The organism is Streptomyces sp. NPDC090994, from assembly GCF_044768905.1.
In the GTDB taxonomy this organism is placed as follows: Bacteria; Actinomycetota; Actinomycetes; order Streptomycetales; family Streptomycetaceae; genus Streptomyces.
Map to the genome: position 1 here is coordinate 271,058 of NZ_JBIVWS010000008.1, position 18,273 is coordinate 289,330.

Here is an 18,273-nt window from a genome sequence, read left to right on the forward strand (position 1 = left end):
CTCACCCCTCGGTCGGGTCGGGCCGGCGGATCAGCTCCACCCCGAGCAGTTCGGCGAGCGGCGTGCCGTCCTCGGCCAGTACGGCCGCGTCGCACTCGGCGGACACCGCGTCGGCCCGCCGCGCCGTCACGACCACCCGCGAGGCTCCCCAGTCCCCGCCGGCCCGATGGACCCGGCACTCGCGTACGGACGTCGGCAGCGCGGCCCCCGTGGCACCGCGCGCCGCCCAGCCGACGGCGAGCTGGAGCGCGCCGTCCAGCGCGGCGACGTCCACCGTCCAGGGCACGGTCCCCCAGGGCCCGGTGTCCGGGACGCGCAGCGCGGCCCGGCCGCCGTCGGCGCAGAGCCCGACCTGGTCGAGGACCTGCAACGCCGGGCCGTGGAACAGGATCCGCCCGTCGTACGGTTCCGGCACCGGTTCGAGTCCGAGCCGGTCCACGGCCGCCCAGTGGCCCGGGTCCGGGTCCACGGCCGGGGCCGGGGAGCGGCCGGTGACGGCCACGGCACCGGCGTACGGTGTTCCGGCGGCGCTCAGTTCGACGGCGAGGCCGTCCGGCCGTGCGGGCCCCGCCGGGCTGGTCCGGCCGTGCAGCAGCAGCCTCGGCTCCTGCCGCGGCAGTTCGATCCGCCGGTGCACCCGCAGGTCGTGCAGGACCACCGGGCCGGCGTCCGGCCGCCAGGACCGGACCAGCGCGGTGAACCAGTGCACCAGGACGGCGACCGGCACCACCGCCGTGCCGTCGACGCGGTGGTCGTCGAGGACCGCGTACGCGGGACGCGCCGGCGTCACCTCGGCGGCCGGCCCCGGACCGCCCGGACCGTCCTCGAAGGCCGCGCCCCCGGCGGCGAGCAGCACCCGTACGGGACCTTCGGGGTCGGCGAGTTCGGCCACGAAGGCCCGCGCCCCGGCAGCCGGTTCGAGCAGTCCGACCCCGGCGGCACGGAACCGTTCCGCGAGCGTCCCGGTGACCATGCCACCGGCCCACGGCCCCCATGCCAGCGAGCGGGTCAGACAGCCGGGGTGCGCGGCCGCGTACGCGGACAGCAGGTGGTCGACGGCGGTGTTGGCCATCGCGTAGTCGGCCTGCCCGGGACTGCCGAACACCCCGGACACCGAACTGAAGGCCACCAGCAGCTCCAGCGGATCACCGTCGGTGGCGGCCAGCAGCGCGCGCAGTCCCGCCACCTTGGTCGACCACACCCGGCCGAACTGCTCGTCGCTCTTCGCGCCGATCAGCCGGTCCGCGATCACCCCGGCGCCGTGCACCACCCCGGTGACCGGGCCCCACTCCTCGCGCACCTGGGCCAGGGCGGCCCGCAGTGCGCGCTCGTCCCGGGTGTCCACGCTCACGTAACGCGCCGGGGAACCGGCCTGGCGCAGCGCGTGCAGCGTCCGCCTGATCTCCCGCACCGCCAGCACCCGCCGCGCCTCGGCGGCGAGTTCGGCGGGTCCGCCGCTCCCCGGGTCCGCGGCGAGCGCCCGCACCAGCTCCGCCTCGTCGGCGGCCCCGGCCAGTTGCGGGGGTTCCTCGGTCAGAGCGGTACGCCCGAGCAGTACCAGTTTCGGCCGGTGGGCGGCGGCGAGGGCGCGGACCGCCTCGGCGGTGACACCGCGTCCGCCCCCGGTGACCGCGATCACCGAGTCGGCGGTGACCCGGGGCAGCGGCGGGCCGGGCTCGACGGGGCAGGGCAGCGGGACCGTCCGGCTCCCGTCGGCCGGCAGTCCGACCGTCACCGCGGGCCCGCCCCCGGTGAGTTCGGCGGCGACCGTGGCCGCCACCTCCTGGTCGGTACGTCCGGCCCGCGCGCAGTCGATCGCCTTCACGGCGGCCGAGGGCCACTCCCGGGCGGCGGTCCTGGCCAGGGCGGCCAGCGCGCCCCGGACCGGGTGGTCACCGCAGCCGCTCAGCCCGAAGTCGCCCCCGGTGTCCTGCACGGTGACCAGGACACCGCCGTCCGCGCGCAGCCGGCCGGCCAGTTTCCGGGCCACCGCGAAGGCCGCCAGCGGGTCGTCACCCTGGTCCAGCAGCACCACGGAACGGGCGTCGGACGGCACGTCCGTCACGACCCGCGCCGGTACGTCGTACGCGGCCAGCTCCCGGACCAGCAGCGGGGCCACCTGGGTGGAGTCGTCGAGGACCAGCAGCTCCCGGTCGCGCAGACCCGCCAGGGCCAGCCCGGCCGGCGCCGAGGGCACGGCCCGCACGGCCCGCCGGACCGGGCCGGGCGGCTCCGGGGCGGCGGGGGGCTCGGGGGCGGCGGCCACCAGGGAGCCCGTACCGGAGTCCGGCGCGCCGGCGGTGCTCCCCGCCCGGTCCGCCATCTCGGCCACCTTGTCCGCGATCTCCCGCAGCGTACGGAGCGAGGCCAGCTCGGACAGGTCGGCGGCGGGCAGTTCACCGACGCGCTCACGGATCCGCGACAGGATCTCGACCTTCTTGATCGAGTCGATGCCCAGATCGCTCTCCAGCTCCATGTCCACGTTGATGATGTCCGCCGGGTATCCGGTGCGTTCGGCGACCACCTCCAGCAGCAGCGCGCCGATCGACTCGGCGTCCGTCGGCAGCACGGCCGGCACCGGCGTGGCGTCCACCACCGGAGGCGCTGCCATCACGGCCGGGAGCTGGGCGGTACCCGCCGATTCGGCGTCGAGCGGGGCCGGGGGCGGTGGTGGGCCGGTGATCACGGGTGCCGAGGGGCCGGCCCCGGCGTCGGTGGCGGTACGGACACCGGCCGCGCCGAGCAGGGCCTCCATCGAGGCGTGCGCGGTCCGCAGGTAGAGCTGGTGGTTCTCCGCGGTCACCCGCTGATAGGTGGCGTGTGCCTCCGCGCTCTGCCGCTGCGCCTCCGCCAGGAGCGACAGCCAGTCCGAGGAGGGGGAAGCGGCGGAGACGGCGGGAACCACGGGGGCCGGAAGCATGTCATCAGTCGGGGGAGTCGGGGGAGTCGGGGCAGCCGAGGCAACCCCAGGACCGGAGGGCGCCCCGCCCCCGCCCCGCACGTTGCCGCCATTGATCATGATCGTCATCCGCGGCTTCTCCTCGTGAGCGTGAGCGTCGGTGTGACCGGGACCGGACCCGGGGACCGGACCGTGTCCCTCCCACAGCCCGGACAGATCCATGGGCACCCCGCGCACCGCGGCCCGCCCCAGCCCGTCGTAGAACGCGGCCAGCGCGTGCTGCCCGGGCCGGTCCAGGCTGATGGCGTCGTGTGCGCGGTCGCCGAGGACCGCCCCGGTCAGCCCGGTCAGGGTGGTGCCGGGGCCGACCTCGACGAAGGTGCGCACCCCGGCCGCGTACATGGCCTCCACCACGTCCCGGAACCGCACCGGCGCGGTCAGCTGGGCGGCGACCCGGCCGCGGACGGCGGCAGGGTCGGCCGGGTAGGGGGCCGCGTCGGCGCCCGCGTACACGGTGAGCTTCGGCGGGCGCACCGTGACGCCGGACAGGAAGCGGGTGAGCGGCGCGGTGGCGGCGGCGACCGCCGGGCTGTGGAACGCGGCGGCGGCGTTCAGCCGGCGCGTGACCACCCCGTCCCCGGCGAACCGGTCCGTCACGGCGCGCAGGGCTTCGTCCGCGCCGGCCAGCACGACCTGCCGGGGCGCGTTGTGGTTGGCGACCCACACGCCGTCCACCTCGGCCACCACCGGCTCGACCCGTTCCAGCGGGGCGTTGACGGCGACCATGCCGCCGGGGACGGTGGCCGCGTCCCGCATCAGCTTCCCCCGCCGCCGGGCCAGCCGGACCAGCGTGGCCGCGTCGAAGCAGCCGGCCGCGTGCAGCGCGGTGAGTTCGCCGAAGCTGTGGCCCGCGACGCAGTCCGGCGTCAGCCTCAGCCGGGACAGCACGGCCAGCAGGGCCAGGCCGTGCGCGGCGAGCGCGGGCTGCGCGACCTCGGTGGCGGTCAGCGCGGCCTCCAGGGCGGCCCGGTCCGCCTCGTCGAACACCGGGGGCGGGAACACCTCCCGGTGCACCGGCAGGACCGCCGCGACGGCGTCCCAGGCGTCCCGGGCCGCCGCGTGGTGGACGGCGAGTTCCGCGCCCATGCCCACGTACTGCGCGCCCTGGCCGGGGAAGAGGAAGCCGACGCGGCCGGGGTCGGCGTCGCCGGTGGCGAAGTGGGCCCGTGGCGCGGAGAACGGCTCACCCGCCTCGATCCGGCCGGCCAGCGCGTCCAGCCGCCCGGTCAGGTCGGTGGCGTCGTCGGCGACCACGGCCAGCCGCGCCCCGTGCCCGGCCCGGAACGCCGCCTGGCTCTCCCGCGCGGTCGCCGCCAGCGGCACCTCGGGCCGGGGCCGGCGAATCAGCTCGGCCAGCTCACCCGGGGTGGCGGCGCTGAACAGCACCAGTTCGCCGGCGGCCGCCGCGAGCCGCCGGGCCGGCCGTCCGCCGCCGCCGGGGACGTACTCCTCCAGCGTGACGTGGAAGTTGGTGCCGCCGAACCCGAAACTGGACACGCCGGCGCGGCGCGGCCGGTCACCGGGGCTGATCCAGGGCCGGGTGGCGGTGTTCAGGTAGAACGGCGAGCCGGCGATGTCGAGTTCGGGGTTGGGGCGGGTCACCTTGATGGTCGGCGGCAGCACCCGGTGGTGCAGCGCCAGCACCGCCTTCAGCATCCCGGTGGCGCCCGCGGCGGACTTGGTGTGCCCGAACTGCGACTTGGCCGACCCCAGCGCGCACCACTGCCGCCGCGTGCGGTCGCCGTCCTGGAACACCTCGCGCAGCGCCGCGAACTCGGCGGCGTCCCCGGCCCTGGTGCCGGTGCCGTGCGCCTCGACCAGCTCCACACTGTCCGGGCCGTACCCGGCCGCGGCGTAGGCGCGGCGCAGCGCCCGCTCCTGGCCGGCCGCCAGCGGCGCGTACACGGCGGTGCTCCGGCCGTCGGCGGACGCGCCCAGGCCGCGGACCACCGCGTAGATCCGGTCCCCGTCGCGTTCGGCGTCGGCCAGCCGCTTCAGGGCGAACATGACCACGGCCTCGCCGAGCATGGTGCCGTCGGCGTCGGCGGCGAACGGCCGGCAGTCCTCGGTCGGCGAGAGCGCCGGTGTCCTGGAGAAGCAGACGTACATGGTGATGTCGTTCAGCACGTCCACCCCGCCGCAGACCACCAGGTCGCAGGAGCCGAGGGCGAGTTCGCCGAGTCCGGTGGAGAGCGCGGCCAGCGAGGACGCGCAGGCGGCGTCGGTGACGTGGTTGATGCCGTGCAGGTCGTACCGGTGGGAGACCCGCCCCGCCACCACGTTGCCCAGCAGCCCGGGGAAGGTGGCCTCGGTCCAGGTGGGGAAGTTCGCGCTGATCCGGTCGCAGATCTCCTCCGCCCGGTCCGGAGCGAGACCGGCGGCGAGGAGTTCGCGGCGCCACACCGGCCGGGTGAGCCGGGCGGAGACCTCGAAGCCCAGTGCCAGGCCGCTGCTGCCCAGCACCACACCGACGCGTTCGCGCTGGGCGGCGGTCATCTCCGCCAGGCCGCAGTCGGCCAGCAGGTCACCGGCGGCCATCATGGCCAGCAGCTGCGCGGTGTCGGTGGCCGGCAGGTCGCTCGGCGGGACGCCGTACGCCATCGGGTCGAACGCGAGGTCGGGCAGGAACGCGCCCCTGCGGACGTACGTCTTGTCCGGGGCGGACATGTCCGGGTCGTAGTGGTCGGCCGCCGACCAGCGCTCCGGCGGGACGTCCGTCATCAGGTCCCGGCCGGCCAGGACGTTGCGCCAGAACCCGGCGACGTCGCGTGCGCCCGGGGTGTAGGCGGCGAGGCCGACCACCGCGACCGGGACCTGGACACGTTCCGCACCGACAGGTTCCGCACTCACACGTTCCGCACTCACACGTTCTGCACTCATCTTCGCGGCACACTCCACAGGCGGTCAGGCCAGTTCGCGGGGACGGAAGGACAGGGCGGCGTCGGGTACGGGGACGCCGAAGGTGCGCAGCTGGTGCGCGCGCGTCACCACGGCCGCGCCCTCCAGCAGGTTCAGCGCGATCTGGGTGACGGTGCACCGGGCCGGGTCGGCCAGCAGGCTGCCCCGGGCCCAGTCGTTGAACGCGCCGAGCGCGGGGCCGGCCCACAGCTGGTAGTCGGTGCGCCGCTCCGGGCGGCCCTCGATCGCCCACCGGCTGGAGTTGCCCACGTACCACCGGAACACCAGGGCCATCCGGTGCCTGGGGTCGCGTGCGGCCCGGTCCAGCTGTCCGGGGTCACGCAGCCGCCAGAACCGTTCGGTGTCCGCCCACACCTCGTCCAGGCCGGCGCCGAACACCTCGCGTTCCAGCCGTCGGCGGATGTCGTCGGGGACCTCGTCCAGGGAGCGGTAGCGCCGGTAGGTGTCGTACAGCCGCCCGGCGCGCGCCGCGAACAGCGTGTTCCTGGTCAGCACCTGTACGCGGACGCCCTGTTCGAACATGTCGGCGGCCGGGGCCATCGCCACGTCGGTGACACCGGCGGCGGCCAGCAGTCGTCGCGCGTCCGCGGAGACGCCGGACTCCACGGCCAGCTGGTTGACCGACCCGGTCACCACGTAGGCCGCGCCGAGGGCGAACGCGCCGGCCACCGCGCCGGGGGTGCCGAGCCCGCCGGCGGCACCGACCCGGACCGGCCGGGTGTACCCGTACCTGGCCGCCAGCGTGTCGCGCAGCGCGAGCAGTTCGGGCAGGACCACCGACAGGGGCCGGTTGTCGGTGTGGCCGCCGCTGTCCGCCTCGACGGTCACGTCCTCGGCCACCGGGACCCGGCGGGCCAGCCGGCCCTGCTCGGCGGTGAGCCCGCCGTCCCGCACCAGGGCGTCCACCAGCGCCTGCGGAGCCGGTGACAGGAACCGCTCCGCGACCTCGCGCCGGGACACCTTGGCGAACACATGGATGTCGCGGACCACCCGTCCGGCACCGTCCAGCCGCAGTCCGGCGGCCGCGCAGCGGACCACGGCGGGCGTCAGCTCCATGAACGCGGAGGCGGAGATCCGGCGCACCCGGTGGCGCAGCAGCAGGTCGGCGACCTGCCACTCCAGCCTGGGCTCACCGGGGGAGTGGATCAGGTTGACGCCCCAGTTGGGCGCGGTGCCCAGGGCCGAGGTCAGCTCCACCACCGCCCGCTCCACCCGGTCGGCGCCCAGTCCGGCCGCGCCGAAGAACCCCAGCAGCCGGGCCCTGGCCAGCGCCACCACCATCCGGGTGGTCGCGATCCCGTTCGCCATCTCCCCGGCCACGTACGGGAACCGGGTGCCGTGCGCCTCGGCGAAGCCGCGGTCGCCGAGCCACTCCGGGTAGAGCAGCGGGACCAGTCCGACCAGCGGATGACCCGGGCCGGCGCCGAGGGACCCGCCGACGGCCAGTCCGTAACCTGCCGCCCGGTCGCCGGGCCCACCGCGTACGACGTGCACCGGCTCCCGGACCCGGGCCGTCAGCGCGGCGATGCCGGGCGGGTCGAACGCGGCCGCTTCCGCACCGGGCCGCCAGCACACCGGGGGCGCGTCCGCGGCGGCGCCGGGCGCCCCGGACTGGAACGTGGTCACCGGTCGGTTCCTTCCGGTCGGGGGTCGGGTCGGGGGTCGGGGAGGTCGAGGGCCCGTGGCAGGAGCCCCGCCATCAGGTAGTCGACGCCGATGTCCTGGGGTATGCCCGGTGGTCCGAGCGCGGCCCGTACCCGGGAGTCGTCATAGCGGCGGCGCTGGCGCAGATAGCGGAACACGCCGCCGACGCAGTCGGTGAGCGACTCGTACGGTGTGGGGTCGGTCAGCTCCGGCACGATCGTCACCGGCACCCCGGCGAGCCGCTCCGCCAGGCTCCGCAGGACGTCGACGGGGGTGTCCCGCCCGTGCACGATGTGATACGTCTGCACTCCCTCGCCCTGCGGCAGTTCGGCGAGCCGGGTCATCACGGCGGCGGCCCGCTCCACCGGCAGCAGGTTGAGCTGCCCGTCCGGCCGGCCGACGAGCCGGAACCGGCGCTGGCCGGGCAGCAGCAGTTCCGGCCTTCGGCCCGCCCCGAAGTGCTCCCGCCCGATCCCGGTCAGTGCCCGCTCGATGTTCAGCAGCGGGTGTTCCGGAAGGTCCGGGTGGGGCGGCAGGCCGGTGGTCAGGACGCTGGGCCGGAAGATCACCGCCGGCCGGCCGGTCTCGCGGGCCCAGGCGTGCACCAGCCGCTCCGCCTCGTACTTGGACCGCTCGTAGCTGCCCTCGAACCCGTAGGCGTCGGTCAGTTCGTCCTCGAACACCGTCCCGGTGCGGCGCGCCCCGGCCACGAACGCGGTGGAGATGTGGAACACGGCGGGCAGCCGGCGTCCCGCCGCGGCCAGGCCGAGCACCTGCCGGGTGCCCTCGACGTTCACCCGGCGCAGTACGGCCGGGTCGCCGTCGAGCGTGGTGTTGCCGGCGCAGTGCCAGACGACGTCCAGTGAGTCCCCCAGTTCCCGGTGTGCGCCGCCGGTCAGCCCGAGGTTGTCCTCGGCGAGCCGGACAGGCACCACGCGCACCCGGGCGGCGAGGCCGGCGGCGGTGTGGCCGGCGGCGAACCGGCCGAGGCCCCTGGTGAGCCGGTCCAGCACGTGGTCCGGCTCGCCGCGCGCGAGCACCGTGACCGACCGGTGGCGGCGCAGCAGTTGGTCCAGGAGCCGGAGCCCGAGGAAACCCGTGGCCCCGGTCAACGCGACCCGCACCGTGCCTCCTTGATGCCGTAACCGACCGATTCCGACGAGGTGATCACTTTCTCCTGTGCTGTCGGTTCTCCTGTGCTGTCCGGTTTTCCTGTGTGCGACGCCCGGCGACGGGCCGCTCCGCGTCAGGCGTCGGCGAGGAGGGGGTCGTACGGCGTGCCCGAACGGCGTCCTGCCATGAAGGAGAGGAAGCCGCCCACGAAGGCGCCCCGGCCGCAGGTGCCGTCGGCCGTGGTGAGGTCGCGGTGGAAGGCGGTGCGGAACAGCGTCCGGTACTCGTCCGCGTCGATGCTTCCGTTGCCGTCCTTGTCGGTGGCGTCGAAGAGGACCTCGGCGACGCGGATCAGCGCGGGGCCGGCGAGCGAGGGGACGGCGGCGGCGTACTCGTCGGCGCTGACCCGGCCGTCACCGTCCGTGTCCAGTGCGGCCTGGAGTTCGCGCCACCAGGCGGCGAAGGCCTCGTAGAGCCGGGTCTCCTCGGGTTCGTCCAGGTCGAGGCGGGTGGCCAGCTCGCGTGCCATGGCGGCCAGGTCGGGCCAGTCGAGGTGGCCGTCACCGGTCTGGTCCAGTACCTCCCGGAAGAACTCGCCGGCCGAACGCCGGCCGTCTCCCCGCTCCGACGAGGATGCCGCGGCCGACAGCGGTGTGAGGAGGCGCAGCAGGGCCGACGCACGCTTCATCCGCGAACGCACGGCGGCCGCGGCCGGGGAGCGGGGGTCGTCGCTGTCGGGTGAGAGGGAGAGGGTCTCGATGATGGTCTCGGCGTTGATCCAGCCCTGCGGCAGGAAGCGGACCAGTCCGGCGGCGAAGTAGGCGCCCTGCATGAGGGTCGGGGCGCCGGGCATCTCCGGCAGACCGGCCCGGCGCCGGTACGCCTCCGGGAGCGAGGCGACGGTGATCGCGCCGAGGACCGGGCCGGCCACTGCCCGGCCGGCCGCCCACAGGGTCGGCACACCCGTGAGCAGCGCCGGGGCGGGCAGCTGGTCGAAGAGGCGGTAGAGGATGACGCGGGCCGCCTCGGTGTTCTCCAGTTCGTTCTCGACGACGCCGTCGAAGTACCGCCAGAAGTCCTTCAGTTCCGCCGGCAGCTCGGCCGCGTCACCGTCGAGCGCGGCGAGGTACGCGCGGTACTCGGCGTACAGCTGTTCCATCGTGTCCTGGCCGAGCGGCTGGCCGCTCAGCCGGCACATGGTGACGGTGCTCTCGAAGAGCGTGGCGACCACCCAGGCCCGGGTCGCGCGGTCCCTCGCGTCGTAGCCGCGGCCCCGGGCGTCGGACCCGCTGATCCGGGCGTGCAGCCGGTTGAGCCGCGCCGCTTCCCGTTCCCGTACCGACGGGTCGGCGCCGAACATGCGCCGCAGGCTGAAGAACGTGTTGCGCAGCCGGCGCCAGGGGTGGGCGACGAAGGTGGAGTTGTCGAGGAGGGCGGCGCCGACCTGCGGGTGAGCGGCTTCCAGCACCGTGGCGCGGATCAGGGCCAGCGCCCAGCGCGGGTCGTCGAAGAAGGCACTGAACTGCGAGGCCGGCCCGAACAGGGGCGCCTCGTCGGCCGTCTCGGTGGTGGCGGACGTCATGATGGATCTCCGTCGGTCGTGGGGGGCACCCCGCCGAAGCGGCGGTCGCGGCGCCGGTAGCTGTGCAGGCAGGCGAGGAAGTCGGGGCCGCGGAAGTCCGGCCAGAGCACCTCGGGGAAGATCCACTCGGCGTAGGCGACGTGCCAGAGCATGAAGTTGGAGATGCGCTGCTCGCCGGAGGTGCGGATGACCAGGTCCACATCGGGGGTGTCGGGGAACGGCAGGTGCTGCGCGAAGAGCTGCTCGGTGACCTCGTCGGCGGTGGTACGGCTGCGGATGAGCGACCTCGCGGCCTCGACGATGTCCCGGCGCCCTCCGTGGTCGAAGGCGACGGTGAGCGTCATCCCCCGGTTGCCGGCGGTCAGCGTCGTCAGGTCGTCGAAGTCCTGGGCCAGTTCGCGGGGAATGCGCGGATCGGCGACGCCGAGGAAGCGGCAGCGGATGCCACGGGCCAGCAGTGACGGCGCGTGCTTGCGCACGACCCGGCGCACCAGACGCATCAGGAACTCGACCTCGGGCTCGGGACGGTTCCAGTTCTCGGTGCTGAAGGCGTACAGGCTGAGCCACTTCACTCCCGAGGCGCGGGCTGCCTCGATGACATCGATGACGGTGGTCTCGGCGGCTCGGTGCCCGGCCGTGCGGGGGAGTGAACGCCGTTGGGCCCAACGGCCGTTGCCGTCCATTACACAGGCCACATGCCGCGGCACCGCACGCACCGGCCCGCCGTCCTGCCGCCCCCTGCCGGACCTGTCCGAAGCGGCATGATCGGCCGCCCGCTGCTCAGTCACACCCACCCCGCTTCACCGCCCCACCGGAGCGTTCTCCGGCAGGAGTCTGACAGCGCGGAAGCGAACCGGACCGACGAAATGACCATCTGTCACCCTTGGCTCGTACGTGCGAAGGTGGCCGGCGCCACGCGGGACTGGCTCCGTGACTGGCGGGTTCCGGGCTCACCGTCGGTGGGCCCCGAGCCGCACAATGGCGGTCCCAGCCCGTAGGAGGTCGCCGTGAACCCCGCATGTTCGGTCGGTCCGCTCAAGGGTGCCCTGCGGGCCGTACTCGTCCTCGCGCTGCTGCTCGGCTGGTCCGCCGCCCTCGCCCCGGACGCCCGAGCGGGGCAGCCGGGGGAGGCGCAGGCGGGTGCCGTGGTGCGCGGCGGCGACCCGCTCTACAGCACGACCGCCCGCTGCACGGTGGGCTTCAACGCCCGTTCCGGCGCCACGCTGTACGCCCTGGTGTCCGGCCGCTGCGCGCAGGACGGCGACGGCACCTGGTACGCCGACGCCGCCCTGACCGTGCCCGTCGGTGTCACCGCGGGGGTGAGCTATCCCGGCAACGACCACGGGACCATCCGGTACACCGACACGAGTGGTTCCTACCCGGGCGAGGTCTCGCTGGGCGGGGCCGGCATCCGTGACATCACCGCCTCGGCCGGTCCTGCCGTCGGGCAGCCGGTCTGCCACGTCGGACGGACCACGGGATACCGCTGCGGGACCGTCCAGGCGGTCAACATGACCGTCGACTACGGCGGTGGTGCCGTGTCCGGTCTGTTCCGGTCGAACGTCTGCTCGGAGGCCGGGGACGCCGGCGGCCCGGCGTTCTCCGGTGGCACGGCCCTCGGCATCGTCGTCGGCAGCAGCGGCGACTGCGCCGTGGGGGGCTTCACTTACTACCAGCCGGTGGTCGAGTGGCTCTCCGCGTACGGCCTGAGCGTCTACTGAGCGCCCCGCACCCGGCGACCGGCCTCCTCGCCGGCTGCCTTCCGCGTCAGCCCGCTCGTCGGGCGCCCTGAACCGATGCCAGTGCTGCCGCCACCCGCTCCACCGCTTCCGCCGGCGTCGAGGCGTGCGGTGACAGGCGCAGCGAATCCGCCCGCACGGTCGGTGTCACACCTTCTCCGCGCAGCGCCCGCGCCACCGCCGCCGGGTCGTGCCCCGGCACGGTGAACGAAAGGATGCCCGCACGCCGCGCGGGATCGGCCGGAGACAGCACTCTGCCGCCGAACTCTTCCACGGTGTCCGCGAGTTCGGCGACCCGCACACCGATCGCGTTCTCGATCGCCTCGACTCCGTACCGCTCCACCAGGTCCAGCGCGGCGGCGAAGGAGGCGGCCGTGACCGGACTGAGGTTGGTGATGGACCAGCGGCGCGCGTCCGGGGCGGGCGGGTGCTCGACGCCGTCGAAGACACCGGCGTCCGCCACCCCCGTCCACCCGGTGAGCACCGGCTGCAGCGACTCCAGCGCCCGGTCGGACAGGGTCGCGAACCCGGTCGACCAGCCGGCCCGCAGCCACTTCTGCCCGCCCGCGATCACCACATCGGCCGCCTGCCAGGGCAGCTCGGCCGCCCCGAAAGCCTGGATGGCGTCCACCACCAGGAGCCGGTCCGGGCCGATGACCTCCCGCAGCGCGGCCAGGTCGGCCCTGAACCCGGTGCGGAAGTCCACCGCGCTCACCGACAGCGCGACGACGTCGTCCGTCAGCGCCGCCCGCACCAGGCCGGGCGTGACACCGCCGCCGGGGGCCGGCTCCAGCCAGCGGGGCACCGCCCGGCCCAGCTCCGCCGCCCGCCGCCACGGGTACTGGTTCGACGGGAAGTCGCCGCGCGGTGCCAGCACGGTCCCGTGCTGCAGCCCGAGCGCCGCGTGGAACAGACCGGTCGAGGCGTTCGGCAGCAGGACGGTGTGCGCCGCGTCCGCGCCCGCCAGCCGCGCTGCCGCGTCCCGAGCCGTTTCCTCCGCCCGCATGAGTTCGTCCACAGTCGTATGGGTCGCTCGCGCGGAGGCTTCCACGGCCCGCGCGGTGGCGGCCACGGCGTCACGCGACGGCGGGCCGAAACGGGCGAAGTCCAGGTATCCGGCTGGGGCGTCGAAATGCGCGGCGTACGGCGTGAGCACAAGGTGTCCTTCGGGCTGTGCGAAACGGGTGCGAGCCTATCGCCAGGTCTGCCGAGCGCTCCGGGTGGGCTCACCGGCCGCTCGGACGGTCCGTCACTCGCACAGCGGTGAGCGCAGGTCCCGGCGGCTCTGGCGGCCTGGCTCGACCCGTCCGTGGTGGCCGATCCGGCGACGGTGCCCGCGGTGCTGAAGACCCTGGTACGCGACAGCGCACGGCCCGGCGCATGGAGATGGAGATCCCCGTCGAGGCGGACACCGCCGGCACCATCACCAAGCTGGCCATCATCGAGGGCCACGTACTCCGCGAGGGGCGCTGATCGCCGAGATCTCCTGCAACGCCGCCGTCCGGGCAGCCGGTTCTCCGGCAGATGGTAGGGCCAGGTGCTGCCGGGGACCCCGGCCGTGACCTGGGCGAACACGGTGTGGCGGGCGGTGTTCACCGCGGACGCGGAGCCGTGGAGCACCACCGCCGCACCGGCTTCCGCCACCGTGCCGGACGCGGCGCCCGGCACGCCGGCCTCGACGATCCGTACGGTCACCGGCCCGATCACCGGCCGCTCCCCGCAGGCACGGGCGGCGCAGACGCCGACGCTGCTCGGCGGCTGCGCCGGCTCCGTCCGCATGGAGCAGACCCCCGCGCCCGCAGCTGACGTTCGGACCGCGAGGATCGGCCCAGGCGGCATCATGCGCGCCACACGCCGCCGGCTGCGGCGATGCACCAGCGCCGAGCAGCCGTGCGGTCCGAAGCACTCAGCCCGATGCGGACCAGTCGGCGTACCGAATGCGACGCAGTTCGCGGACGTCCCCGAGGGTGCCCCACTCGTCCTTGCCCAGACGCGTCAGAGGACGCAGCCGGGTCACTTCGGGGTGGTCCCGGTCCAGGACGGTGTCATCGATGGCGAAACGCACCACCCGTCCGAAGACGACGGTGCAGTCGCCGAGCGGAAGGGTGCTGTGCAGCTCACATTCCAGGGCCACCGGGGAGTCGGCCACGCGGGGAGCCGTCACCCGGGCACTCGCCTCACGCCTGACTCCTACGGCGTCGAACTCGCTCACCTGCTGCGGGAAGTCCGTAGCCGTCTTGTTGATCTCTTCGAGCAGCGGCTCCGGGGCGAAATTGATCACGAACTGCCCGGTTGTCTCGACGTTGCGCAGCGAGTCCTTCCGCCCGACCGAGGTGAACTGCACGATGGGCGGCGTGACCGACGAGATCGTGAAGAACGAGTGCGGAGCGAGGTTGTCGACGCCGTCGGCGGACACGGTCGACACCCAGGCGATCGGCCGCGGCACGACAGTGGAGGTGAGCAGACGGTAGACCGCGGTCCGGTCGAGCTGGTCGGGGTCGAGTTCGGTGCGCATGGCGCCAGTATGGTGCAGACATCGGACGAAGGGCGTAACGCCAGGAGCCTTTGTGGTCGGGAAGCCGATCGCACTGAGGGTCCTCAACCAAAGGTCATCTCATGCGGTTGGGCGGGCTGCTGGTTGTGGTGGAGATTGCTGCGCGGCTGGTGCCGGACGAGCTGTGGGAGCTGTTCCAGCGGGTGGTGCTGTCGGCGCCGTCGCGGCCTCAGGGTGGTGGTCGGCGTCGTCATGGTGACCGGGAGGTCCTGGTGGCGATCGTGTTCGTGGCCACGTCGGGCTGCACATGGCAGCAGCTGCCCGCGGCATCATTCGGACCGTCCGGTACGACAGCCCACCGCAGGTTCACCGAGTGGACGAAGGCGAGGGTCTGGGCCAAGCTCCACCGCCTGGTCCTCGACGAACTGGGATCCCGAGGCGATCCGGACTGGTCGCGGCGCGCGAGCGACTCGGTGAACATGCGGGCCCTGGAAAAGGGGGACCTGACGGGTCCGAATCCTGTGGACCGGGGCAAGTACGGCTCGAAGATCCACCTGATCACCGAGCGGACTGGTCTGCCTCTGTCCGTCGGGATCTCCGGCGTCAACGTGCCCGACAGCCAGGCCCTGATCCCGCTCGTGCAGGGCATACCGCCCACCCGGTCCCGCCGGCGCCCGCGCCGCCGGCGCCCGCGCCGCCGGCGACCGGCCAAGCTCCACGCACACAAGGGCTACGACTACTGCCACCTGTGGCGATGGCTGTCTCGACGCGGCATCCGGCACCGCAGTGCCCGCAAGGGCGCCGAGACCTCACAGCGACTCGGGCGACACCGTTGGACTGTCGAACGGACCATGGCCTGGCTCGCCGGCTGCCGCCGACTCCACCGCCGCCACGAGCGCAAGGCCGAGCACTTCCTCGCCTTCACGAGCCTCGCCCTGCACCTTCATCCGCTACCGCCGCACGAGCTCCTGAACACACGCCGCAGACCATGCCGTGTGCGGGAGCATGGCCAGGTGATCAGACACGAGCAGATCCACATTGCAGCTCTTCTCTGGCAGGAACACCGCGATGCCGAGTTCCCCTCCAACCTACGAGGCGTCGAGTTCGATGACATCGACATGGTGTTGCTCGATGCGGACACCGCAGGATGCGCCTACACGTGGATCAACAACGGCGGCACCCTCGATCCACGACGCGGGCGCATCCTCCACACCTGTGTCGAGGGCTTGGAGCGAGTGGTCCCGCAGATCAGCGACCCATCAGGCCATCGGTACTACCAGCGCTTGCATCAACTTGCCCTGCTCATTTCGGGCACCCTCGATGCCAAATGAGATGACCTCCAAGCGGGCGTCTGATCCATGTAGTTGGTGGCCAGGGATGGTTTCGTGACGTTGGTGTTGCGGTCGTCGGGCGAGGTGTGAGTGCTCGTCGTCCGTACCGCAGTGATGTTTCCGGTGCCCGCTGGGCCTTGATCGAACCGGTCTTCGCTGCCTGGCGAGCCAGGCGAACAGGGCCCGGCACAGCGGCCCGGGTGCACGAGCTGCGGGAAATCGTCAGCGCGATCCTGTACGTCAACCGCACCGGCATCCCGTGGGAGTACCTGCCCCACGGAACGGGGGACCTCCCGCCGTGCGAGACCGTCTACGACTACTACGCCAAGTGGGAAGCCGACGGCACCACCCAGCAGGTCCACGGCCTGTTACGGGACACCCGGGCGATGATCCGCTGGGCGACGGCTGACAAAATGTCCTGCCAGCTCACGGGAGAATCCACGCCGACGTGGCGAATCGAAACGGACATGACCGCCAGAACGGCGTGAACATTGATCAGATGCCCTCTTGGCCGGACACGGGCGCCAGCTGCTCATCCGCCCACCCGGCGAAGGTGGTGACCGGGATGCCCAACTCCCGGGCGAACTCGGGCCGGGCGGGCTGGAGGACCGCGTTGTTCCACTCGTGCCCGGCTCCCCACGCCGGCATGCCCGCGTCGAGGGCCTCTTCCAGGCTCATGGAGGGTGCGGTCACGGGCACGCCCCAGGCGGCGGACAAGGTCTGCGCGATCTGCTCCATCGTGCGCAGGTCACCGGCCAGTTCCAGTTCCACCTGATGGAACCGGTCCGGATCTCGGAGGGAGTGCGCCGCAGCCGTGCCGATGTCCCGCACGGCCACCAGGGCCAGTTCGGTCTCCGGCTTCAGTACCGTCAGCAGTCCGCCGCGCGGCCCCTTGGGCGCCAGCAGGGGCAGGTTCTCCATGAAGAAGGCCGGCTTGATCACCGTCCAGCGGGCAAAGCCCGCACTACGCACCGCCTCCATGATCGCCTGCTTGGTGTGGAAGTAGTCCGCCATCGCCGCCCAGCGGCCCTCGGCCCAGCCGGCGACCCGGGTGTGCTCACCGACTCCACTGGTCGACGACTGCACGAACTGCCGTACTCCCTCAGCCTTCGCCGCGTCCACCAGGTTGGTGGCCTGGGCGAGCTCGTCCGCGAAGTCCACGCTGGTCTCGGTCATGGGCGGCCTCTGCACCGAGAACACCGCGCGGACCCCCTCGACCGCCGGGCCGAGGAAGGCCCGGTCGGAGAGATCCGCCCGCACCAACTCGGCGCCCAGCGCCTCGATCGCCAGGGCGGACTTCGACTGCGGATCGCGTACGAGTGCACGCACGGGCACCTCGGCGGCCAGGAGTGCGCGGGCCGTGGCCCCGCCTTGCTGGCCGGTGGCTCCGGTGACCAGGACGGTATCGCTGTTGATGGGCATGGCTGCCGCTCCTCACAGACCGGAGAAAGAAAACGGCGGGGCCCGCCGCTTCGCCTGCCGCTAAGATATGGCGGGGCCTGCCGTTTAGCAATGGGGAGATCATGACCGGTCAGCGTTCGGACGCCCGACGCAACTACCAGCGCATCCTCGCCGTCGCCGAAGCCGAGGTCGCCGCGCACGGCGCCGAGGCGTCCCAGGAGCAGATCGCCCGCACCGCAGGCGTCGGTTCGGCGACCGTGCGCCGTCACTTCCCCACCCGCCGTGCCCTGCTCGAAGCCGTCTTTCAGGAGCGCATCGAGGACCTGTGCGAGCGCGCCCACCGGCTGAGTGCGACCGAGGACGGCCGCACTGCCCTCCTGGAGTGGCTCCGCGCCCTCGTCCGCTACGCCGTCTCGGCCCGCGGATTCGCCAACACCCTCAGCTACGAGCCTCCCACCGAGGAACCCTCCCCGCACTCCTGTGGCAACAGAATCGCAGCGGCCGGAACTCCCCTGCTCCAGCGGGCCATTCACGACAAGGCGGTCGCACCGCACGTCACCTTTCACGACCTGCTGACCCTCGCCGTCGGCATCGCCCTGGCCACCGAGCACCACAAGGACCCCGAGACCCAGGCCGACCGCCTCTTCCGCCTCGCTGTGGAAGGGCTCAGTCCTGAGCACGGCATCGCTGGGGATCCGAGAACTCAGGGTCTTCGGCACTGGTGACAGAAAGCCTGCCGAACGAGAGGCTGTGACAAGTGGGATGCCCTTGATCATGGGTGCCGACCGACTGGATTGAGGATGAGGTCGGGTGAAGCCTGCAAGATCGGCCTGGCCCGGTCGTGGCGGGCTTGAGGTGGCCTGCGTTGTGAGGTGCAGGACCAAGTCGTGTCCGAGCAGAGGGATACGTCGTGGAGTCGGGGTTTCGTGGTGGCCGTGGGTGATGCCACCGCTTTCGTTTTCCATGAAGCGTTCGCCGCACGCTGGGCGGCGGAGACGGCGGGCGGCAGGACGTGACGGGCAGGGCACACCGCTCCGGCTGGAGGAACGATGACCTTGAGTGTCCTGTGGGACGGGCTCGGTTACCGCTGG

At 73.3% G+C, this 18,273-nt stretch carries 11 protein-coding genes and 1 pseudogene; 4 read left to right on the forward strand and 8 right to left on the reverse strand.

What is annotated here, in order from left to right:
* Position 1: 1 nt before the first annotated feature.
* The 5 genes from ACIQR3_RS19900 to uppS all read right to left on the reverse strand — a co-directional run bounded on the left by ACIQR3_RS19900 (position 2) and on the right by uppS (position 10,933).
* On the reverse strand, positions 2-5,809 hold the full coding sequence (locus ACIQR3_RS19900; protein WP_403540530.1) for an SDR family NAD(P)-dependent oxidoreductase: 5,808 nt from the start codon (positions 5,807-5,809) through the stop codon (positions 2-4).
* A gap of 54 nt (positions 5,810-5,863) precedes the next feature.
* Positions 5,864-7,453, reverse strand: a complete 1,590-nt coding sequence (locus ACIQR3_RS19905) for a PfaD family polyunsaturated fatty acid/polyketide biosynthesis protein (protein ID WP_403540571.1) — start codon at positions 7,451-7,453, stop codon at positions 5,864-5,866.
* Positions 7,454-7,500: 47 nt separating this feature from the next.
* On the reverse strand, positions 7,501-8,646 hold the full coding sequence (locus tag ACIQR3_RS19910) for an SDR family oxidoreductase (protein ID WP_403540531.1): 1,146 nt from the start codon (positions 8,644-8,646) through the stop codon (positions 7,501-7,503).
* Between the two features lie 122 nt (positions 8,647-8,768).
* Positions 8,769-10,217: an oxygenase MpaB family protein gene (locus ACIQR3_RS19915; RefSeq protein ID WP_403540533.1), complete on the reverse strand. Its 1,449-nt coding sequence runs from the start codon at positions 10,215-10,217 to the stop codon at positions 8,769-8,771.
* Positions 10,214-10,933: a polyprenyl diphosphate synthase gene (uppS, locus tag ACIQR3_RS19920; protein ID WP_403540574.1), complete on the reverse strand. Its 720-nt coding sequence runs from the start codon at positions 10,931-10,933 to the stop codon at positions 10,214-10,216. The genes ACIQR3_RS19915 and uppS overlap by 4 nt, the downstream gene beginning before the upstream one ends.
* A 291-nt stretch (positions 10,934-11,224) precedes the next feature.
* Here uppS and ACIQR3_RS19925 point away from each other — a divergent pair, with 291 nt between their 5' ends.
* On the forward strand, positions 11,225-11,938 hold the full coding sequence (locus ACIQR3_RS19925; RefSeq protein WP_403540536.1) for a S1 family peptidase: 714 nt from the start codon (positions 11,225-11,227) through the stop codon (positions 11,936-11,938).
* A 46-nt stretch (positions 11,939-11,984) separates the two neighbouring features.
* On the opposite strand, the gene ACIQR3_RS19930 is transcribed toward ACIQR3_RS19925, so the two are convergent.
* Both ACIQR3_RS19930 and ACIQR3_RS19935 read right to left on the reverse strand, forming a co-directional pair.
* Entirely contained in the window at positions 11,985-13,112 is a 1,128-nt protein-coding gene (locus ACIQR3_RS19930) for an aminotransferase class V-fold PLP-dependent enzyme (protein ID WP_403540539.1), read from the reverse strand.
* Positions 13,113-13,862: 750 nt separating this feature from the next.
* Positions 13,863-14,471, reverse strand: a complete 609-nt coding sequence (locus ACIQR3_RS19935; RefSeq protein WP_403540540.1) for a flavin reductase family protein — start codon at positions 14,469-14,471, stop codon at positions 13,863-13,865.
* 101 nt (positions 14,472-14,572) lie between these two features.
* Here ACIQR3_RS19935 and ACIQR3_RS19940 point away from each other — a divergent pair.
* Positions 14,573-15,394 (forward strand): annotated as a pseudogene (locus ACIQR3_RS19940) (IS5 family transposase); the annotation flags it as partial.
* Positions 15,395-15,867: 473 nt separating this feature from the next.
* Complete coding sequence (locus ACIQR3_RS19945; protein ID WP_403540543.1) at positions 15,868-16,269, forward strand: transposase; 402 nt, start codon at positions 15,868-15,870, stop codon at positions 16,267-16,269.
* A gap of 7 nt (positions 16,270-16,276) precedes the next feature.
* Here ACIQR3_RS19945 and ACIQR3_RS19950 read toward each other — a convergent pair whose 3' ends face one another.
* Positions 16,277-17,203 (reverse strand): NmrA family NAD(P)-binding protein, encoded by a 927-nt coding sequence (locus ACIQR3_RS19950; RefSeq protein ID WP_403540545.1) that lies wholly within the window; start codon positions 17,201-17,203, stop codon positions 16,277-16,279.
* 101 nt (positions 17,204-17,304) lie between these two features.
* On the opposite strand from ACIQR3_RS19950, the gene ACIQR3_RS19955 reads away from it, so the two are divergent.
* Positions 17,305-17,907 carry a TetR/AcrR family transcriptional regulator gene (locus tag ACIQR3_RS19955; protein ID WP_403540547.1) on the forward strand — a complete coding sequence of 201 codons (603 nt, stop codon included), beginning with the start codon at positions 17,305-17,307 and terminating at the stop codon, positions 17,905-17,907.
* The last annotated feature ends 366 nt before the right edge of the window (positions 17,908-18,273 follow it).